At 68.2% G+C, this 14,407-nt stretch carries 13 protein-coding genes; 6 read left to right on the top strand and 7 right to left on the bottom strand.

Features of this window, described 5'->3' with window-relative positions; genetic code table 11:
* Position 1 precedes the first annotated feature (1 nt).
* From ACLU3S_RS04565 to ACLU3S_RS04555, 3 genes are all read right to left on the bottom strand, one after another.
* On the bottom strand, positions 2–1,300 hold the full coding sequence (locus ACLU3S_RS04565) for an MFS transporter (RefSeq protein WP_413950416.1): 1,299 nt from the start codon (positions 1,298–1,300) through the stop codon (positions 2–4).
* A 99-nt stretch (positions 1,301–1,399) separates the two neighbouring features.
* Entirely contained in the window at positions 1,400–2,482 is a 1,083-nt protein-coding gene (locus ACLU3S_RS04560) for an inositol-3-phosphate synthase (protein ID WP_413950415.1), read from the bottom strand.
* Positions 2,483–2,525: 43 nt separating this feature from the next.
* The gene (locus ACLU3S_RS04555; RefSeq protein ID WP_413950414.1) at positions 2,526–3,209 is read right to left on the bottom strand and encodes a PadR family transcriptional regulator; all 684 of its coding nucleotides are present in this window, start codon (positions 3,207–3,209) and stop codon (positions 2,526–2,528) included.
* A 395-nt stretch (positions 3,210–3,604) separates the two neighbouring features.
* Here ACLU3S_RS04555 and ACLU3S_RS04550 point away from each other — a divergent pair, with 395 nt between their 5' ends.
* Both ACLU3S_RS04550 and ACLU3S_RS04545 read left to right on the top strand, forming a co-directional pair.
* Positions 3,605–6,331, top strand: a complete 2,727-nt coding sequence (locus tag ACLU3S_RS04550; RefSeq protein WP_413950413.1) for a transglycosylase domain-containing protein — start codon at positions 3,605–3,607, stop codon at positions 6,329–6,331.
* A gap of 128 nt (positions 6,332–6,459) precedes the next feature.
* A complete protein-coding gene (locus ACLU3S_RS04545) occupies positions 6,460–8,004 on the top strand; it encodes a glycosyltransferase family 87 protein (RefSeq protein WP_413950412.1) in 1,545 nt (514 codons plus the stop codon).
* Between the two features lie 103 nt (positions 8,005–8,107).
* Here the strand turns inward: ACLU3S_RS04545 and ACLU3S_RS04540 are convergent, their stop codons facing one another.
* The 3 genes from ACLU3S_RS04540 to ACLU3S_RS04530 form a co-directional block, all read right to left on the bottom strand.
* A complete protein-coding gene (locus tag ACLU3S_RS04540) occupies positions 8,108–9,139 on the bottom strand; it encodes an alanine racemase (protein WP_413950411.1) in 1,032 nt (343 codons plus the stop codon).
* Positions 9,140–9,222: 83 nt separating this feature from the next.
* Positions 9,223–10,344: a peptidoglycan bridge formation glycyltransferase FemX gene (femX, locus tag ACLU3S_RS04535; RefSeq protein ID WP_413950410.1), complete on the bottom strand. Its 1,122-nt coding sequence runs from the start codon at positions 10,342–10,344 to the stop codon at positions 9,223–9,225.
* 171 nt (positions 10,345–10,515) lie between these two features.
* Complete coding sequence (locus ACLU3S_RS04530) at positions 10,516–10,827, bottom strand: hypothetical protein (protein ID WP_413950409.1); 312 nt, start codon at positions 10,825–10,827, stop codon at positions 10,516–10,518.
* A gap of 265 nt (positions 10,828–11,092) precedes the next feature.
* Between ACLU3S_RS04530 and rpsF the strand changes: the two genes are divergently transcribed.
* The 4 genes from rpsF to rplI all read left to right on the top strand — a co-directional run bounded on the left by rpsF (position 11,093) and on the right by rplI (position 12,802).
* Positions 11,093–11,383, top strand: a complete 291-nt coding sequence (gene rpsF, locus ACLU3S_RS04525) for a 30S ribosomal protein S6 (protein ID WP_014673750.1) — start codon at positions 11,093–11,095, stop codon at positions 11,381–11,383.
* 78 nt (positions 11,384–11,461) lie between these two features.
* On the top strand, positions 11,462–12,043 hold the full coding sequence (locus ACLU3S_RS04520) for a single-stranded DNA-binding protein (RefSeq protein WP_413950408.1): 582 nt from the start codon (positions 11,462–11,464) through the stop codon (positions 12,041–12,043).
* Between the two features lie 57 nt (positions 12,044–12,100).
* Positions 12,101–12,337, top strand: coding sequence for a 30S ribosomal protein S18 (gene rpsR, locus ACLU3S_RS04515; RefSeq protein ID WP_003949403.1), 237 nt, complete (start codon positions 12,101–12,103; stop codon positions 12,335–12,337).
* A gap of 18 nt (positions 12,338–12,355) precedes the next feature.
* Positions 12,356–12,802, top strand: a complete 447-nt coding sequence (rplI, locus tag ACLU3S_RS04510; RefSeq protein ID WP_413950407.1) for a 50S ribosomal protein L9 — start codon at positions 12,356–12,358, stop codon at positions 12,800–12,802.
* Between the two features lie 94 nt (positions 12,803–12,896).
* Here the strand turns inward: rplI and ACLU3S_RS04505 are convergent, their stop codons facing one another.
* A complete protein-coding gene (locus tag ACLU3S_RS04505) occupies positions 12,897–14,234 on the bottom strand; it encodes an MATE family efflux transporter (protein ID WP_413950406.1) in 1,338 nt (445 codons plus the stop codon).
* Between the last annotated feature and the right edge of the window lie 173 nt (positions 14,235–14,407).

Raw genomic sequence — 14,407 nt, 5'->3', positions numbered from 1 at the left:
TTCACGTGAAACATCGCCCCTCGTTCTGTTCCGCCGCCCGCCGCCATTCGAAGCGGGCGAGGGCTGCCGCCACTGCGCCGTAGATCAGGCCGATCAGGACCACCAGGACCGGCGACCTGCCGTCCGGCGGAAGCATCAGGGCCGCCACACCGGCCGCGCCGACGAAGGCCACGTTGAAGAGGACGTCGTAGACGGAGAAGATCCGCCCGCGGAAGCCGTCATCGACGCAGGCCTGGACGATCGTGTCGGTGGCGATCTTGGCGCCTTGGGTGATCAGGCCCAGGATGAAGGCCGCGGTCAGCAGCGGACCGGTGGCGAACGGCAGGCCGAGGGCGGGTTCCAGGACCATGGCCGCTCCGGAGCACACGACGATCCAGCGGCCGGGCCCGAGCCGCCCCGCCGCCCAGGGGGTCACGACGGCCGCCGTGAAGAATCCCGCACCGGACAGTGCCAGTGCCAGGCCGAGCAGTCGGAGTCCCTCTTCGGGGTCGCCCGTGAGGCCGTAGCGGCACAGCATGAGCAGCAGGACGAGGAGAGCGCCGTAGCAGAAGCGCATCAGCGTCATGGCGGCCAGCGCCCAGACCGCTTCCCTCCGCCGGGGCACGGCCAGGTGCCGGGCGGCCGCGAGCAGATCGCGCGCCGTGTCCGCGAGTGCGGCGCCCAGGTGGGGCCGGGTGGGCTGCCGGTCGGGGCCGAGGAGCCCGGGAGCCATGCTCAGGGACGACAGGCCCGCACACAGATAGAGGAAGGCGCCCAGCAGCACCACCGCGGCATCGGAGTCCGACGAGAGGAGCCGCACGCCGAAGGCGAGCCCGCCGCCGGCGGTCGCGGCGAGCGTGCCGGCCGTCGGTGACAGGGAATTGGCCAGCACCAGGCGTTCGGTGTCGACCACGCGAGGCAGGGCTGCGGACAGCCCGGCGAGGATGAAGCGATTCACGGCCGTCACGCACAGCGCGGAGACGTAGAAGAGCCAGTCCGGCACGTGGCCCACCATCAGCCCCGCGGTGGCCGCGGCCAGCAGAGCGCGCAGCAGATTGCCATGCACGAAGACCTGCCGGCGTCGCCAGCGGTCCAGCAGGACTCCGGCGAAAGGGCCGACGAGCGAGTAGGGCAGCAGCAGCACCGCCATCGCCGAGGCGATCGCGGCGGCCGAGGTCTGTCTCTCCGGTGAGAAGACGACGTAGGCGGCGAGCGCGACCTGGTAGACGCCGTCGGCGCCCTGGGACAGAAGGCGGACGTACAGCAGGCGCCGGAAGTACCGCAGGCGCAACAGGACGCGCAGGTCACGGGCGACGGGCATGAGGCACAGCCTCACACATGCGGAAAGTCCCCGGGTCGGGACCCGGGGACTTTCACAGCCCTGGCAGGAGCGTTCTGTTGCGAGCGACGGCGAGGCGCGTTAGCGCTCTACCTCGCCGCGGATGAACTTCTCGACGTTCTCGCGGGCCTCGTCGTCGAAGTACTGGACCGGCGGGGACTTCATGAAGTACGAGGACGCGGAGAGGACCGGGCCGCCGATGCCGCGGTCCTTGGCGATCTTCGCGGCGCGCAGGGCGTCGATGATGACGCCGGCGGAGTTCGGGGAGTCCCAGACCTCGAGCTTGTACTCCAGGTTCAGCGGGACGTCACCGAAGGCGCGGCCCTCGAGGCGGACGTACGCCCACTTGCGGTCGTCGAGCCAGGCCACGTAGTCGGACGGGCCGATGTGGACGTTCTTCTCGCCGAGGTCCCGGTCGGGGATCTGGGAGGTGACGGCCTGCGTCTTGGAGATCTTCTTGGACTCCAGGCGCTCGCGCTCGAGCATGTTCTTGAAGTCCATGTTGCCGCCGACGTTCAGCTGCATCGTGCGGTCCAGGACGACGCCCCGGTCCTCGAACAGCTTCGCCATGACGCGGTGCGTGATGGTGGCACCGACCTGGGACTTGATGTCGTCACCGACGATCGGCACACCGGCGGCGGTGAACTTGTCCGCCCATTCCTTGGTGCCGGCGATGAAGACCGGGAGGGCGTTGACGAAGGCGACCTTGGCGTCGATGGCGCACTGGGCGTAGAACTTCGCCGCGTCCTCGGAACCCACGGGCAGGTAGCAGACCAGGACGTCGACCTGCTTGTCCTTCAGGATCTGGACGATGTCGACCGGCTCGGCGTCGGACTCCTCGATGGTCTGGCGGTAGTACTTGCCGAGGCCGTCGAGGGTGTGGCCGCGCTGGACGGTGACACCGGTGTTGGGCACGTCGCAGATCTTGATGGTGTTGTTCTCGGATGCGCCGATCGCGTCCGCGAGGTCGAGGCCCACCTTCTTGGCGTCCACGTCGAACGCAGCGACGAACTCGATGTCGCGCACGTGGTAGTCACCGAACTGCACGTGCATCAGGCCGGGGACCTTCGACGCCGGGTCGGCGTCCTTGTAGTACTCGACTCCCTGCACCAGCGACGCGGCACAGTTGCCCACGCCGACGATGGCTACGCGAACCGAACCCATTCCGGTTGCTCCCTGTGTGTACGAGTGAGTCCCTGACTGGGGCTCACGTGGCGGTGTCGCCGGGCGTATCCGTCCCGGGGTGGTCCCCGGGACGGGGCAGGCCGCCCGTCGATCCAGTGGTGGTGTCCTGCTGAGCGGACCCCCCGGACACGGAACCCCTCAGGTCCCGCCCGGCCCGCTCGCTCTCGATGAGCTCGTTCAGCCAGCGCACTTCGCGCTCCACGGACTCCATCCCGTGGCGCTGGAGCTCAAGTGTGTAGTCGTCCAGGCGCTCCCGCGTGCGCGCCAGAGAAGTGCGCATCTTCTCCAGGCGCTCCTCCAGGCGGCTGCGCCGGCCCTCCAGCACGCGCATGCGCACATCGCGCGATGTCTGCCCGAAGAAGGCGAACCGTGCGGCGAAGTGCTCGTCCTCGTACGCGTCGGGACCGGTCTGCGAGAGCAGTTCCTCGAAGTGCTCCTTACCTTCCGCCGTCAGTCGGTAGACGATCTTGGCGCGGCGTCCGGTGAGGGGAGCCGTGAGGGCGTCCTCGTGGGTGCTTCCGGGTTCCTCGATCAACCAGCCGTTGGCGACCAGCGTCTTGAGGCAGGGGTACAGGGTCCCGTAGCTGAACGCCCGGAACACACCCAGTGATGTATTGAGTCGTTTGCGCAGCTCGTAGCCGTGCATCGGGGACTCGCGCAGCAGGCCGAGCACGGCGAACTCGAGGATGCCGGAGCGCCGGCTCATCGTCGCCTCCTCTCGGTCCCACGGGTCCGCCCGCAGGTCTCTCGGTGCCTCTCAGCATCTTTATTTCGTGCTGATGTATCGACTCGATACATCTCGACGATAGAACGCCGACTCGCACGCGACAAGAGGGACGACGGTGAACGGGGTCACATCACCGATTCGCAGGAGGCAAGTTGCCTGTTTTGGGGTGAACTTCGGGGCTCGGGAGGTTTTGGCGGTGCGTAGTCTGTGCGGCATGCAGACCACCGGGAACCAAGCGACGTCTGGGGAGCGTCGTCGTCCCCGGTGCCGTACGGGTGAATGCAGAACCGACCACATCCGTACTTCGGGGGGACCGGAAACCAGCCGCCGTTCCAGGCGCGCACGGGTGCGCCTGCCCGAGGAGTAATCGTTCGATGAGCGAGCACCGTCGCAAACCGCCGCAGCCGCAGGGAGGCGGACGTGCCGCGGCCCGACGCGGCCAGCCCGGCTCGTCCCCCGGTCGCCGCGGGGCACCGCGAGGCGCCAGCGGATCGCCAGCCGACTCCTATGGACCGGGTTCCGGCTCTTATGGGTCGAGCTCTCAAGGGTCGACGTCCTATGGTCCGAGAGACGGGGGGCGGTCGTACGGCGGCCGCGCCGAGGCCAGGCGTGCGGCCCAGAGAAGCGGTGGCGGCCGCCGCAGGGCGCCCGGCCCCGGCGGCCCGACCGGGCCCGGACGCGGCCGAGGGCGCACGGCCCCGCCCGGCAGGAAGCGGATCATCGACTACCCCCGCGCGGACAAGTACGGATGGCACCGCTGGGTGCCGTCCTGGAAGCTCGTGACGGGTCTGTTCATCTGCTTCGTCGGAAGCCTGGTGGCCGTGGCCGGCCTCGGGTATTACCTGGTGGCTGTGCCGAACGTGGCCCAGGCCGCGACCGCGCAGAACAACGTGTACTACTGGTCCGACGGCACCGAGATGGTGCGTACCGGCGGTGAGATCAACCGCCAGATCATCAACTACGCGGACATCCCCAGGGATATGCGCTACGCCGTCATCTCGCAGGAGAACAAGACCTTCGAGACCGACAGCGGCATCGACCCCAAGGGCATCGCGCGGGCCCTCTTCAACATGGCACGGGGCGGTCAGACGCAGGGCGGCTCCACGATCACCCAGCAGTACGTCAAGAACGCCATGCTGGACGACCAGTCGCAGACCGTCTCCCGCAAGTTCAAGGAGATCTTCGTCGCGATCAAGGTGGGGGCCGAGGTCCCCAAGGACCAGATCATGGCCGGCTACCTGAACTCGGCGTACTTCGGCCGCGGTGCCTATGGCCTGCAGGCCGCCTCGCGCGCCTACTTCAACAAGGACGCCAAGGACCTGAACGCGGGCCAGTGCGCCTTCCTGGCGGCGATGCTGAAGGGCGCCACGTACTACGACCCCGCCGGCGCGACCTCGCTGGACCCGACCGCCACTGCCTCTGCGAACCAGAAGCGTGCCCTGGCACAGATGCAGGACACCCTCAACAAGATGGTCCAGTACGGCCATCTGAGCGCCACGGAACGGGCCAAGTACACCACCCTCCCGAAGTGGCAGAACCCCCGGTCGAACAGCCGGCTCAGCGGTCAGATCGGTTACCTGGTCGACCTCGCCAAGTCCTACCTGGTCAACAACAGCAAGGAGACCGGGATCACCGCGGACAAGCTGCAGCGGGGCGGTTACCGGATCTACACGACCTTCGACAAGAAGAAGGTCAACGAGCTCGAGGCCGCCGTCAAGAACGTCCAGAAGACGAACATCAAGCCCAAGCTGCGGCCAAAGACCGACACGTACGTGCAGTTCGGCGGCGCCTCGGTGGACCCCTCTTCGGGTGCGATCAAGGCCATCTACGGCGGTGAGGACGCGACCAAGCACTTCACCGACAACGCCGACGCGACCGGCGCCCAGGTGGGTTCGACGTTCAAGCCGTTCGTACTGGCGGCGGCCATGAAGTGGGGCGTGCGGAACCCGGACGGACCGGAGGAGCAGGCGCAGGACGAGCGAACGATCGCCTCACCCAAGAGCCTGTACAGCGGCAAGAACAAGCTCAAGATCAAGAACTATGACGGGTCCGTCTGGACCGACCAGCACGGCAAGGAGTGGCTCCAGACGAACGACGGCAACGAGTCCGTCGGCCGGCCGCCCAACTACAAGATCGACCTCCGTGAGGCGATGCGACTCTCGGTGAACTCCGCCTACGTCCAGCTGGGCATGGATGTCGGTCTGGACAAGGTCAAGGAGACGGCGCTGGACGCCGGCATCCTGGAGAGCAGCCTCGCCGACTCGCACTACCCGTCGTTCTCGATCGGCACGTCGGACCCGAGTGCCATCCGGATGGCCGGTGCCTATTCCACCTTCGCCAACAGCGGCAAGCAGAACGATCCCTATTCGGTCACGCGAGTGCTGAGCAAGGACGGGGAGGTCTACCGGCACAAGGCCGCGCCGAAGGACGCCTTCGACCCCAACGTGGCCAACAATGTCACCGACGTCCTGAAGACCGTGGTCGACAAGGGAACCGGTACCAACGCCCGGCTGCCAGGCCGGGACGTGGCCGGTAAGACCGGTACGACCGACGGCAACAAGTCCGCCTGGTTCGTCGGCTACACCCCGCAGCTGTCCACCGCGATCAGCATGTTCCGCCTGGACGACAACGCGAACAACAAGGCGCGCACGTTCCTGGAGATGTACGGAACCGGTGGCCAGAAGAAGATCCACGGCGCCTCGTTCCCGGCCCAGATCTGGCACGACTACATGGCCGAGGCGCTGCAGAACCAGCCTCCGGAGCGGTTCACGCCCCCGCAGCCCATCGGCAAGGCGCTCAACGCCGAACCGAGCCCGACGCCGACCCCGTCGGTCAGCGAGAGCCAGTCGGCGAGCCCGACGCCGACCCCGACGCCGAGCAACACCGCACCCTCGCCGAGGCCAACGCCGAGCTTCACCTGCGGCTTCTTCGGCTGCAACGCCAACGGCGGCGGTAACGGCGGCAACGGCAACGGCGGCAACGACGGTGGGGGCACGAACGGCGGAACCTCGCCGACGCCCACGATCACCGAGACGACGACAGGCGGCGGCACCAACCGAGGGAACGGCAACGGTGGCTTCTTCGGAGGTCAGACCGGCTAGTCCCGCGGTATGACCGATTGGCGCTGATACCACCCGCCAAGGGTGTTTCACGTGAAACAGGGGCCGCCGCACCCGCGAGGTGCGGCGGCCCCCGGCGTTTTCCCAGACAAGTACGGCAGGATTGGCCCATGTCCAGTGCAGAGATGACGCCCGCGAGCGTGCACGACCCAGAGCCCGGGCGGCCCGACAGGGCGGAGCCGGTGCGACCCACCAGGGAGGACGAGGTCGCCGCGGCCGGCAGCGAACTGATCGGCGGCCCCGTCGGTCGGCGTGCCCTGCTCGGGACCTCCTGGTGGACGCCTGTGCGGATCGTCGCGCTCGTGGCGATCGGGATGTTCGCCCTTGGGATGGTCCAGAAGGCGCCGTGCTACCACGGCGCCTGGTTCTTCGGTGCAAGCTCTCAGTACACCAAAGCGTGCTACTCGGACATTCCGCATCTCTATCAGGGGCGCGGGTTCGCCGACCATCTCGTGCCGTACTTCGACAGACTCCCGGACAGCATGTCCGGCGGCATGGGCTACCTCGAGTACCCGGTCCTGACCGGGGTGTTCATGGAGGTGGCCTCCTGGCTCACCCCGCACAGCGGCACCATCCAGCACCAGGAGCAGTGGTACTGGTTCGTCAACGCGGCACTGCTGATGGTGTGTGCGGCCGTCATCGCCGTCTGCGTGGCCCGCACCCACCGCCGGCGCCCCTGGGACGGCCTGCTGGTCGCCCTGGCGCCCGCCTTCGCCTTGACCGCCACGATCAACTGGGACCTGCTGGCGGTGGCGCTCACGGCCGCCGCGATGCTGATGTGGTCCCGGAGCCGCCCGGTTGCCTTCGGTGTCCTCCTGGGGCTCGCCACGGCCGCCAAGCTCTACCCCGTGTTCCTCCTCGGCCCGCTGCTCGTACTGTGCTGGCGGGCCGACCGCTGGCGGGAGTTTCTGCAGGCCACGGGCGGCGCGGTAATCGCCTGGCTCGTGGTGAACCTGCCGGTGATGCTGTTCGCCTTCCGGGGCTGGTCCAAGTTCTACACGTTCAGCCATGACCGGGGCGTCGACTTCGGCTCCTTCTGGCTGATCTGGGCACAGAACTCCAGCAACCCGCCGAGCACCGACTTCGTGAACACCTCCGCCACGGTGCTGGTGGTGCTGTGCTTCCTCGGCATCGCCGCCCTGACGTTCACCGCTCCGCGCCGGCCGCGCTTCGCCCAGCTCGCCTTCCTGATGGTGGCGGCCTTCATCCTCACCAACAAGGTCTACTCGCCGCAGTACGTGCTGTGGCTGGTGCCGCTCGCGGTGCTGGCCCGGCCCAAGTGGCGGGACTTCCTGATCTGGCAGGCGTGCGAGGTGGCGTACTTCCTGGGCATCTGGATGTACCTCGCCTACACGACCAGCGGAGACGCCCACAAGGGCCTGCCGACGCACGGCTACCACTGGGTCATCGTGCTGCACCTGGTGGGCACGCTGTACCTGTGCGCCGTCGTCGTACGGGACATCCTCATGCCGGAGCGGGACGTGGTGCGCCGGTCGGGCGACGACGACCCCTCGGGCGGGGTGCTCGACGGAGCGGAGGACGCCTTTGTGCTCGGCGCGGCGGCCCACCCACCCCGGCACGCCGCCCAGCTCGACGTGCCCTACGTGGACTGGGGGAGGCCGGAGCCGGCACCGCAACGAGACGGTTCGCTCTGAGCGAACACCGCGTCGGAGGACCGGCCGAAGGCGCGGTCGGCAGGTCGTGAAGAAGGCCGTACACGGCGTCCGTGTACGGCCTCTTCGCTGTCCTGAGCCGGGCTCAGCGGTCCATGAGCCGGTCGAACTGCGTGGTCGTGTGCCGCAGATGCGCCACCAGCTCGTCACCGACCTTCGGCTCCGGGGCGTCCGAGGGGACGAAAAGGATCGACACCTGCATGTGCGGCGGCTCGGCGAACCAGCGCTGCTTGCCGCCCCACACGAACGGCGAAAGGTTCCGGTTGACGGTGGCGAGGCCGGCCCGTGCCACGCCCTTGGCGCGGGGCATGACGCCGTGCAGGGCCTTCGGGGCCTCCAGGCCCACCCCGTGCGACGTGCCGCCCGCCACGACCACCAGGAAGCCGTCCGAGGCGGCCTTCTGCTGCCGGTAGCCGAACCGGTCGCCCTTGGCCACCCGCGTGACGTCCAGGACGGCCCCGCGGTACTCGGTGGCCTCGTGGTCCCCCAGCCACAGCCGGGTGCCGATGCGGGCGCGGAACAGGGTCTGGGGGAACTGCTGCTGCAGCCGGGCCAGTTCGTCGGCCTTGAGGTGGCTGACGAACATCGTGTGCAGCGGCAGCCGGGCCGCACGCAGCCGGTCCATCCAGCCGATGACCTCCTCGACGGCGTCCGAGCCGTCGGTGCGGTCCAGCGGCAGATGGATGGCGAAGCCCTCCAGCCGGACGTTCTCTATGGCCTGGTGCAGCTGTGGCAGGTCCTGCTCGCTGATGCCGTGCCGCTTCATCGAGGACATCACCTCGATGACGACACGGGCGCCCACGAGGCCGTACACGCCGTCGATCGAGGAGACCGACCGGACGACGCGGTCGGGCAGCGGCACGGGCTCCTCGCCGCGCCGGTAGGGCGTCAGCACCAGCAGGTCACCGCTGAAGAAGTCCTTGATGCGCGCGGCTTCGTACGTCGTGCCGACGGCCAGCAGGTCCGCACCGAGCCGCGTGGCCTCTTCCGCCAGCCGCTCGTGTCCGAAGCCGTAGCCGTTGCCTTTGCAGACCGGGACCAGTCCCGGGAACTGCTCCTGCACGTGCTTGTGGTGCGCCCGCCAGCGCGCGGTGTCGACGTAGAGCGTGAGCGCCATGGCCGGACCCGGAACCTTTCTCGTGGCTGCGGTGTATCAGGGGTGTGAAAGCTACGAACCCTATGGAATCAAACGCCCGCGGCTCAGCGGCGCGACATGTAGATGTCGAGCGCCTTGTGGAGCAGTTTGTTGAGCGGGAAGTCCCACTCGCCGAGGTACTCGGCGGCCTGCCCGCCGGTGCCCACCTTGAACTGGATCAGGCCGAACAGGTGGTCCGTCTCGTCGAGCGAGTCGGAGATGCCGCGCAGGTCGTAGACCGTGGCGCCGAGCGCGTAGGCGTCACGCAGCATCCGCCACTGCATCGCGTTCGAGGGCCGGACCTCGCGGCCGATGTTGTCGGAGGCGCCATAGGAGTACCAGACGTGCCCGCCGACGATCAGCATGGTCGCCGCGGAGAGGTTCACGCCGTTGTGGCGGGCGAAGTACAGCCGCATGCGGTTCGGGTCCTCGGTGTTGAGGGCCGTCCACATGCGCTGGAAGTACGACAGCGGGCGGGGCCGGAAGTGGTCGCGCACGGCCGTGATCTCGTACAGCCGCTGCCACTCGGCCAAGTCCTGGTAGCCGCCCTGGACGACCTCGACCCCGGCCTTCTCGGCCTTCTTGATGTTGCGCCGCCACAACTGGTTGAGGTTCTTGTGCACCTCTTCCAGGGAGCGGTTCGCCAGTGGCACCTGGAAGACATAGCGCGGCTGCACATCGCCGAAGCCGGCGCCGCCGTCCTCGCCCTGCTGCCAGCCCATGCGGCGCAGCTTGTCCGCCACCTCGAAGGCGCGCGGCTCGATGAAGTCGGCCTCCAGGTCGCGCAGGCGCTTGACGTCCTGGTCCTGGATGCCCCTCTTGATCGTCTCCGCGTACCAGCGACGGATGATCACCGGCGGACCCATCTTCACCGAGAAGGCGCCCTGCTGCTTCAGGTGCGCCAGCATCGGCTGGATCCAGTCGTCGAGGTTCGGCGCGAACCAGTTGATGACCGGCCCCTCGGGGAGATAGGCGAGGTAGCGCTTGATCTTGGGCAGCTGACGGTAGAGGACCAGGCCGACGCCGACCAGCTCGCCGGTGCGCTCGTCGAACCAGCCGAGGTTCTCCGAGCGCCACTCCGCCTTGACATCGGCCCAGGCCGGGACCTGCATGTGACTCGCCGCCGGCAGGCTCTGGATGTACGCCAGATGCTGCTCGCGACTGATGGTCCTCAGGGTCAGGCTCATTCGGGGCGCTCCTCGGGCTGGTGTGTCCCCATGGGTACAGGGGCTCCGGCTCTCGCGCCGAAGCCTACTGCGCCGTGCGCGCGCCCCGACTGGGCGTAGGGCACCTTCGCCCCGGCCTGTGGGCCGCCGGGGCGTTCGGGGACGCCGGAGGGGGCGCCGGACGGGCCCCGCCTAGACGATCCCGCCGAACAGTCCGCCGTGCGCCATGCCGACGAGGAGACCGATGCCCGAGGCGCCGAGACCGAGGATCAGTCCGAAGCGCTGTCGCGTGGTCACCGAGACCCACTGCCCGTAGGCCCCGATGAGGATGCCCACCAGGCCGGTCCAGGAGGTGAGCAGATGAAGGCTGTGGAAGAAGGACGTGATGAAGGACGTCGCTCCGAGGACCAGCGTCACCGCCATCAAGGCGTTCTGGAGCGGATGGGGCTTGCCGTCCGTGGCGAAGAGGGATCCGGCGGAATTGGGCTGCAATGCCTGTGCCATGGGCACCTCCTGCGGAAGGCGGCGCATAGTAGCGCCGTACACACCCGACGTGTACAGATTGACGGGCCCCCCGGCCGGATTTCAACCGGAAGCGGGTGTGCGGGTAGTCTGTACGGTCTGCACCGGTGTCTGCCCAGATCCACGGCCGGGGATTCCTCAGCGGGACCCCTGATTGTCAGTGGCAGCCGATACCGTTGCGTACGCATCACGACCCTCCTGCCACGGAACGACCGTGGCCGCTGAGTCCAAAGGAGGTGGGTTCCACATGCGTCACTACGAGGTGATGGTCATCCTCGACCCCGATCTCGAGGAGCGTGCGGTCTCCCCGCTGATCGAGAACTTCCTGTCCGTCGTCCGTGATGGCGGCGGCAAGGTGGAGAAGGTCGACACCTGGGGCCGTCGTCGTCTCGCCTACGAGATCAAGAAGAAGCCCGAGGGCATCTACTCGGTCATCGACCTGCAGGCCGAGCCTGCGGTCGTCAAGGAGCTCGACCGGCAGATGAACCTGAACGAGTCGGTCCTCCGGACCAAGGTCCTCCGCCCCGAGACCCACTGAGCCCTTCCGCTCAGCTGATCTCGGGATTCGAGTAGCAAGCAAGCAGCCAGAGCAGCAAACCCGCCGAGAGGTTCCCCCATGGCAGGCGAGACCGTCATCACGGTCATCGGCAATCTTGTCGACGACCCCGAGCTGCGCTTCACCCCGTCCGGTGCGGCGGTCGCGAAGTTCCGTGTCGCGTCCACTCCCCGCACCTTCGACCGTCAGACCAACGAGTGGAAGGACGGCGAGAGCCTCTTCCTGACCTGCTCGGTCTGGCGTCAGGCGGCGGAGAACGTCGCCGAGTCGCTCCAGCGAGGCATGCGCGTGATCGTGCAGGGCCGGCTGAAGCAGCGGTCCTACGAGGACCGCGAGGGCGTCAAGCGCACGGTCTACGAGCTGGACGTCGACGAAGTCGGCCCCAGCCTGCGCAACGCCACGGCCAAGGTCACCAAGACCGCCGGTGGCGCTCGCGGTGGCCAGGGTGGTTACGGCGGCGGTGGCGGCCAGGGTGGCGGCGGCTGGGGCGGAGGCCCCGGTGGCGGCCAGCAGGGCGGCGGTGCTCCGGCCGACGACCCGTGGGCGACCGGCGCTCCCGCCGGTGGTGCCCAGCAGGGCGGCGGTGGCTGGGGCGGCGGCTCCGGCGGCGGTGGCGGCTACTCGGACGAGCCCCCCTTCTAGGCCTTCGGGCCGAGGGCGGGTCGTACCCAAACTTCTTGATCACACAGGAGAAACACCATGGCGAAGCCGCCTGTGCGCAAGCCGAAGAAGAAGGTCTGCGCTTTCTGCAAGGACAAGGTCACGTACGTGGACTACAAGGACACGAACATGCTGCGGAAGTTCATTTCCGACCGCGGCAAGATCCGTGCCCGCCGCGTGACCGGCAACTGCACGCAGCACCAGCGTGACGTCGCCACGGCTGTCAAGAACAGCCGTGAGATGGCGCTGCTGCCCTACACGTCCACCGCGCGCTAAGGGAAGGGTGACCGACTCATGAAGATCATCCTCACCCACGAGGTCACCGGCCTCGGTGCCGCGGGCGACGTCGTCGACGTCAAGGACGGCTACGCTCGCAACTACCTGATCCCGCGGAAGTTCGCGATCCGCTGGACCAAGGGTGGCGAGAAGGACGTCGAGCAGATCCGTCGTGCTCGCAAGATCCACGAGATCCAGACCATCGAGCAGGCCAACCAGGTCAAGGCCCAGCTCGAGGGTGTGAAGGTCCGTCTGGCGGTCCGCTCCGGCGAGTCCGGCCGTCTCTTCGGTTCCGTCACCCCGGCCGACATCGCCTCCGCGATCAAGGCTTCCGGTGGCCCCGAGGTCGACAAGCGCCGCGTCGAGCTGTCCGCTCCGATCAAGACCCTGGGCGCCCACGAGACGTCCGTGCGTCTGCACCCCGAGGTGGCCGCCAAGGTCAACATCGAGGTCGTCGCGGGCTGATCGCTGTGCTCGGCTGAGCAGCTGAAAGGGTCCGCGCCCTTCATGGGTGCGGCCCCTTTTGCATGTCCGGGTACGCCATGTTTCACGTGAAACGTCAGCGGGTCGCGCCCGTCACGATCCAGCGGCCGGACCGAGTCCGCAACCACAGGGTCAGCAGGCGTACCGCCATCATCAGCGTCATGGCCGCCCAGAGTGCGCCGAGGCCGCCACCGAGGACGGGGACGAGCAGGGCCGCGGGGGCGAAGACTCCCAGAGTGATCAACATGGCCCAGGCGAGGTACGGGCCGTCGCCGGCGCCCATCAGAACGCCGTCCAGGACGAACACCGCACCGCAGATCGGCTGGGAGAGCGCTACCAGCAGCAGCGCGGGCAGCGCCGCGTGGTTCACCAGGGAGTCGCTGGTGAACAACGGCAGGAAGAGCGGCCGGGCGGCCACCACGAGCAGGCCGAGGACGACACCGGTCGCGATGCCCCACTCGACCATGCGCCGGCACGCCTCGCGTGTGCCGCGGGCATCGCCGGCGCCGAGGTAGCGGCCGATGATGGCCTGACCCGCTATCGCTATCGCGTCGAGCGCGAAGGCCAGCAGGCTCCACAGGGACAGGACGATCTGGTGGGCGGCGATATCGGCGTCACCGAGATGTGCTGCAACCGCGGTGGCGATCATGAGGATCGCCCGCAGCGACAGTGTGCGCACCAGCAGCGGAACGCCGGCCTGTGCCGAGGCACGGATGCCGGTGGCGTCCGGACGGAGGGACGCCCCATGCCGACGGGCCCCGCGTACGACGACGGTGAGATAGACGGCCGCCATGCCGCACTGGGCGATGACCGTGCCCCAGGCCGAGCCGGCGATGCCGAGCCCGGCGCCATAGACGAGCCCGGCGTTGAGTCCCGCATTGGTGACGAAGCCCGCGACGGCGACGTAGAGCGGAGTCCTGGTGTTCTGCAGTCCGCGCAGCACTCCCGTGGCGGCGAGGACCATGAGCATGGCCGGGATGCCCAGCGCGGAGATGCGCAGATAGGTCGTGGCGTAGGGGGCCGCGGTCGCGGAGGCGCCGAAGAGGTCCACGACGCCGGGAGCCAGCGGAAGGACGAGGGCAATGACGGCGGCACCCAGGAGCAGCGCCAGCCAGATGCCATCCATGCCCTGACGGATGGCGGCCTGAAGATCACCCGCGCCCACCCGGCGGGCCACGGCGGCCGTCGTGGCATAGGCCAGGAAGACGAAGACGCTCACCGCGGTGGTGAGGAGGGCGGAGGCGACGCCGAGACCGGCGAGTTGAGCGGTCCCGAGGTGGCCGACGATCGCACTGTCCGCCATGACGAAAAGAGGCTCGGCGACAAGGGCGCCGAAGGCCGGGAGGGCCAGCGCGACGATCTCTCGGTCGTGCCGACGCCGGGTGGCCTGGGGTATCGCTGGAGCCTGTGTCATGAGCACCAATCTAATCGTCCACAGGTAAGAGATGCAATTGAGCCGCACCCCTTACTCTCGATCTGGACCGGCGTCCTTTCGCGCGGCGTTCGAAGCGATCTTGCCCCGACTGGGGAAGTTTTTCTTCTGCACAGCCGGTGGATGCCGAACTAGCAGGTCAGAGGCCTATCCAG

Origin of the sequence: Streptomyces sp. AF1A (genome assembly GCF_047340315.1) — a bacterium.
Taxonomy (GTDB): Bacteria; Actinomycetota; Actinomycetes; order Streptomycetales; family Streptomycetaceae; genus Streptomyces.
The sequence above is the reverse complement of the archived record's forward strand: the minus strand, read 5'-3'. Positions and strand labels throughout refer to the sequence as shown.

Bases quoted from the DNA above. Each gene is read 5' to 3' on its own strand.
- ACLU3S_RS04530 (WP_413950409.1), bottom strand. From the start codon at position 10,827: ATGGCACAGGCATTGCAGCCCAATTCCGCCGGATCCCTCTTCGCCACG.
- rplI (WP_413950407.1), top strand. From the start codon at position 12,356: ATGAAGATCATCCTCACCCACGAGGTCACCGGCCTCGGTGCCGCGGGC.
- rpsR (WP_003949403.1), top strand. From the start codon at position 12,101: ATGGCGAAGCCGCCTGTGCGCAAGCCGAAGAAGAAGGTCTGCGCTTTC.
- ACLU3S_RS04540 (WP_413950411.1), bottom strand. From the start codon at position 9,139: ATGGCGCTCACGCTCTACGTCGACACCGCGCGCTGGCGGGCGCACCAC.
- ACLU3S_RS04520 (WP_413950408.1), top strand. From the start codon at position 11,462: ATGGCAGGCGAGACCGTCATCACGGTCATCGGCAATCTTGTCGACGAC.
- ACLU3S_RS04565 (WP_413950416.1), bottom strand. From the start codon at position 1,300: ATGCCCGTCGCCCGTGACCTGCGCGTCCTGTTGCGCCTGCGGTACTTC.
- ACLU3S_RS04560 (WP_413950415.1), bottom strand. From the start codon at position 2,482: ATGGGTTCGGTTCGCGTAGCCATCGTCGGCGTGGGCAACTGTGCCGCG.
- ACLU3S_RS04545 (WP_413950412.1), top strand. From the start codon at position 6,460: ATGTCCAGTGCAGAGATGACGCCCGCGAGCGTGCACGACCCAGAGCCC.
- rpsF (WP_014673750.1), top strand. From the start codon at position 11,093: ATGCGTCACTACGAGGTGATGGTCATCCTCGACCCCGATCTCGAGGAG.
- ACLU3S_RS04505 (WP_413950406.1), bottom strand. From the start codon at position 14,234: ATGACACAGGCTCCAGCGATACCCCAGGCCACCCGGCGTCGGCACGAC.
- ACLU3S_RS04555 (WP_413950414.1), bottom strand. From the start codon at position 3,209: ATGAGCCGGCGCTCCGGCATCCTCGAGTTCGCCGTGCTCGGCCTGCTG.
- femX (WP_413950410.1), bottom strand. From the start codon at position 10,344: ATGAGCCTGACCCTGAGGACCATCAGTCGCGAGCAGCATCTGGCGTAC.
- ACLU3S_RS04550 (WP_413950413.1), top strand. From the start codon at position 3,605: ATGAGCGAGCACCGTCGCAAACCGCCGCAGCCGCAGGGAGGCGGACGT.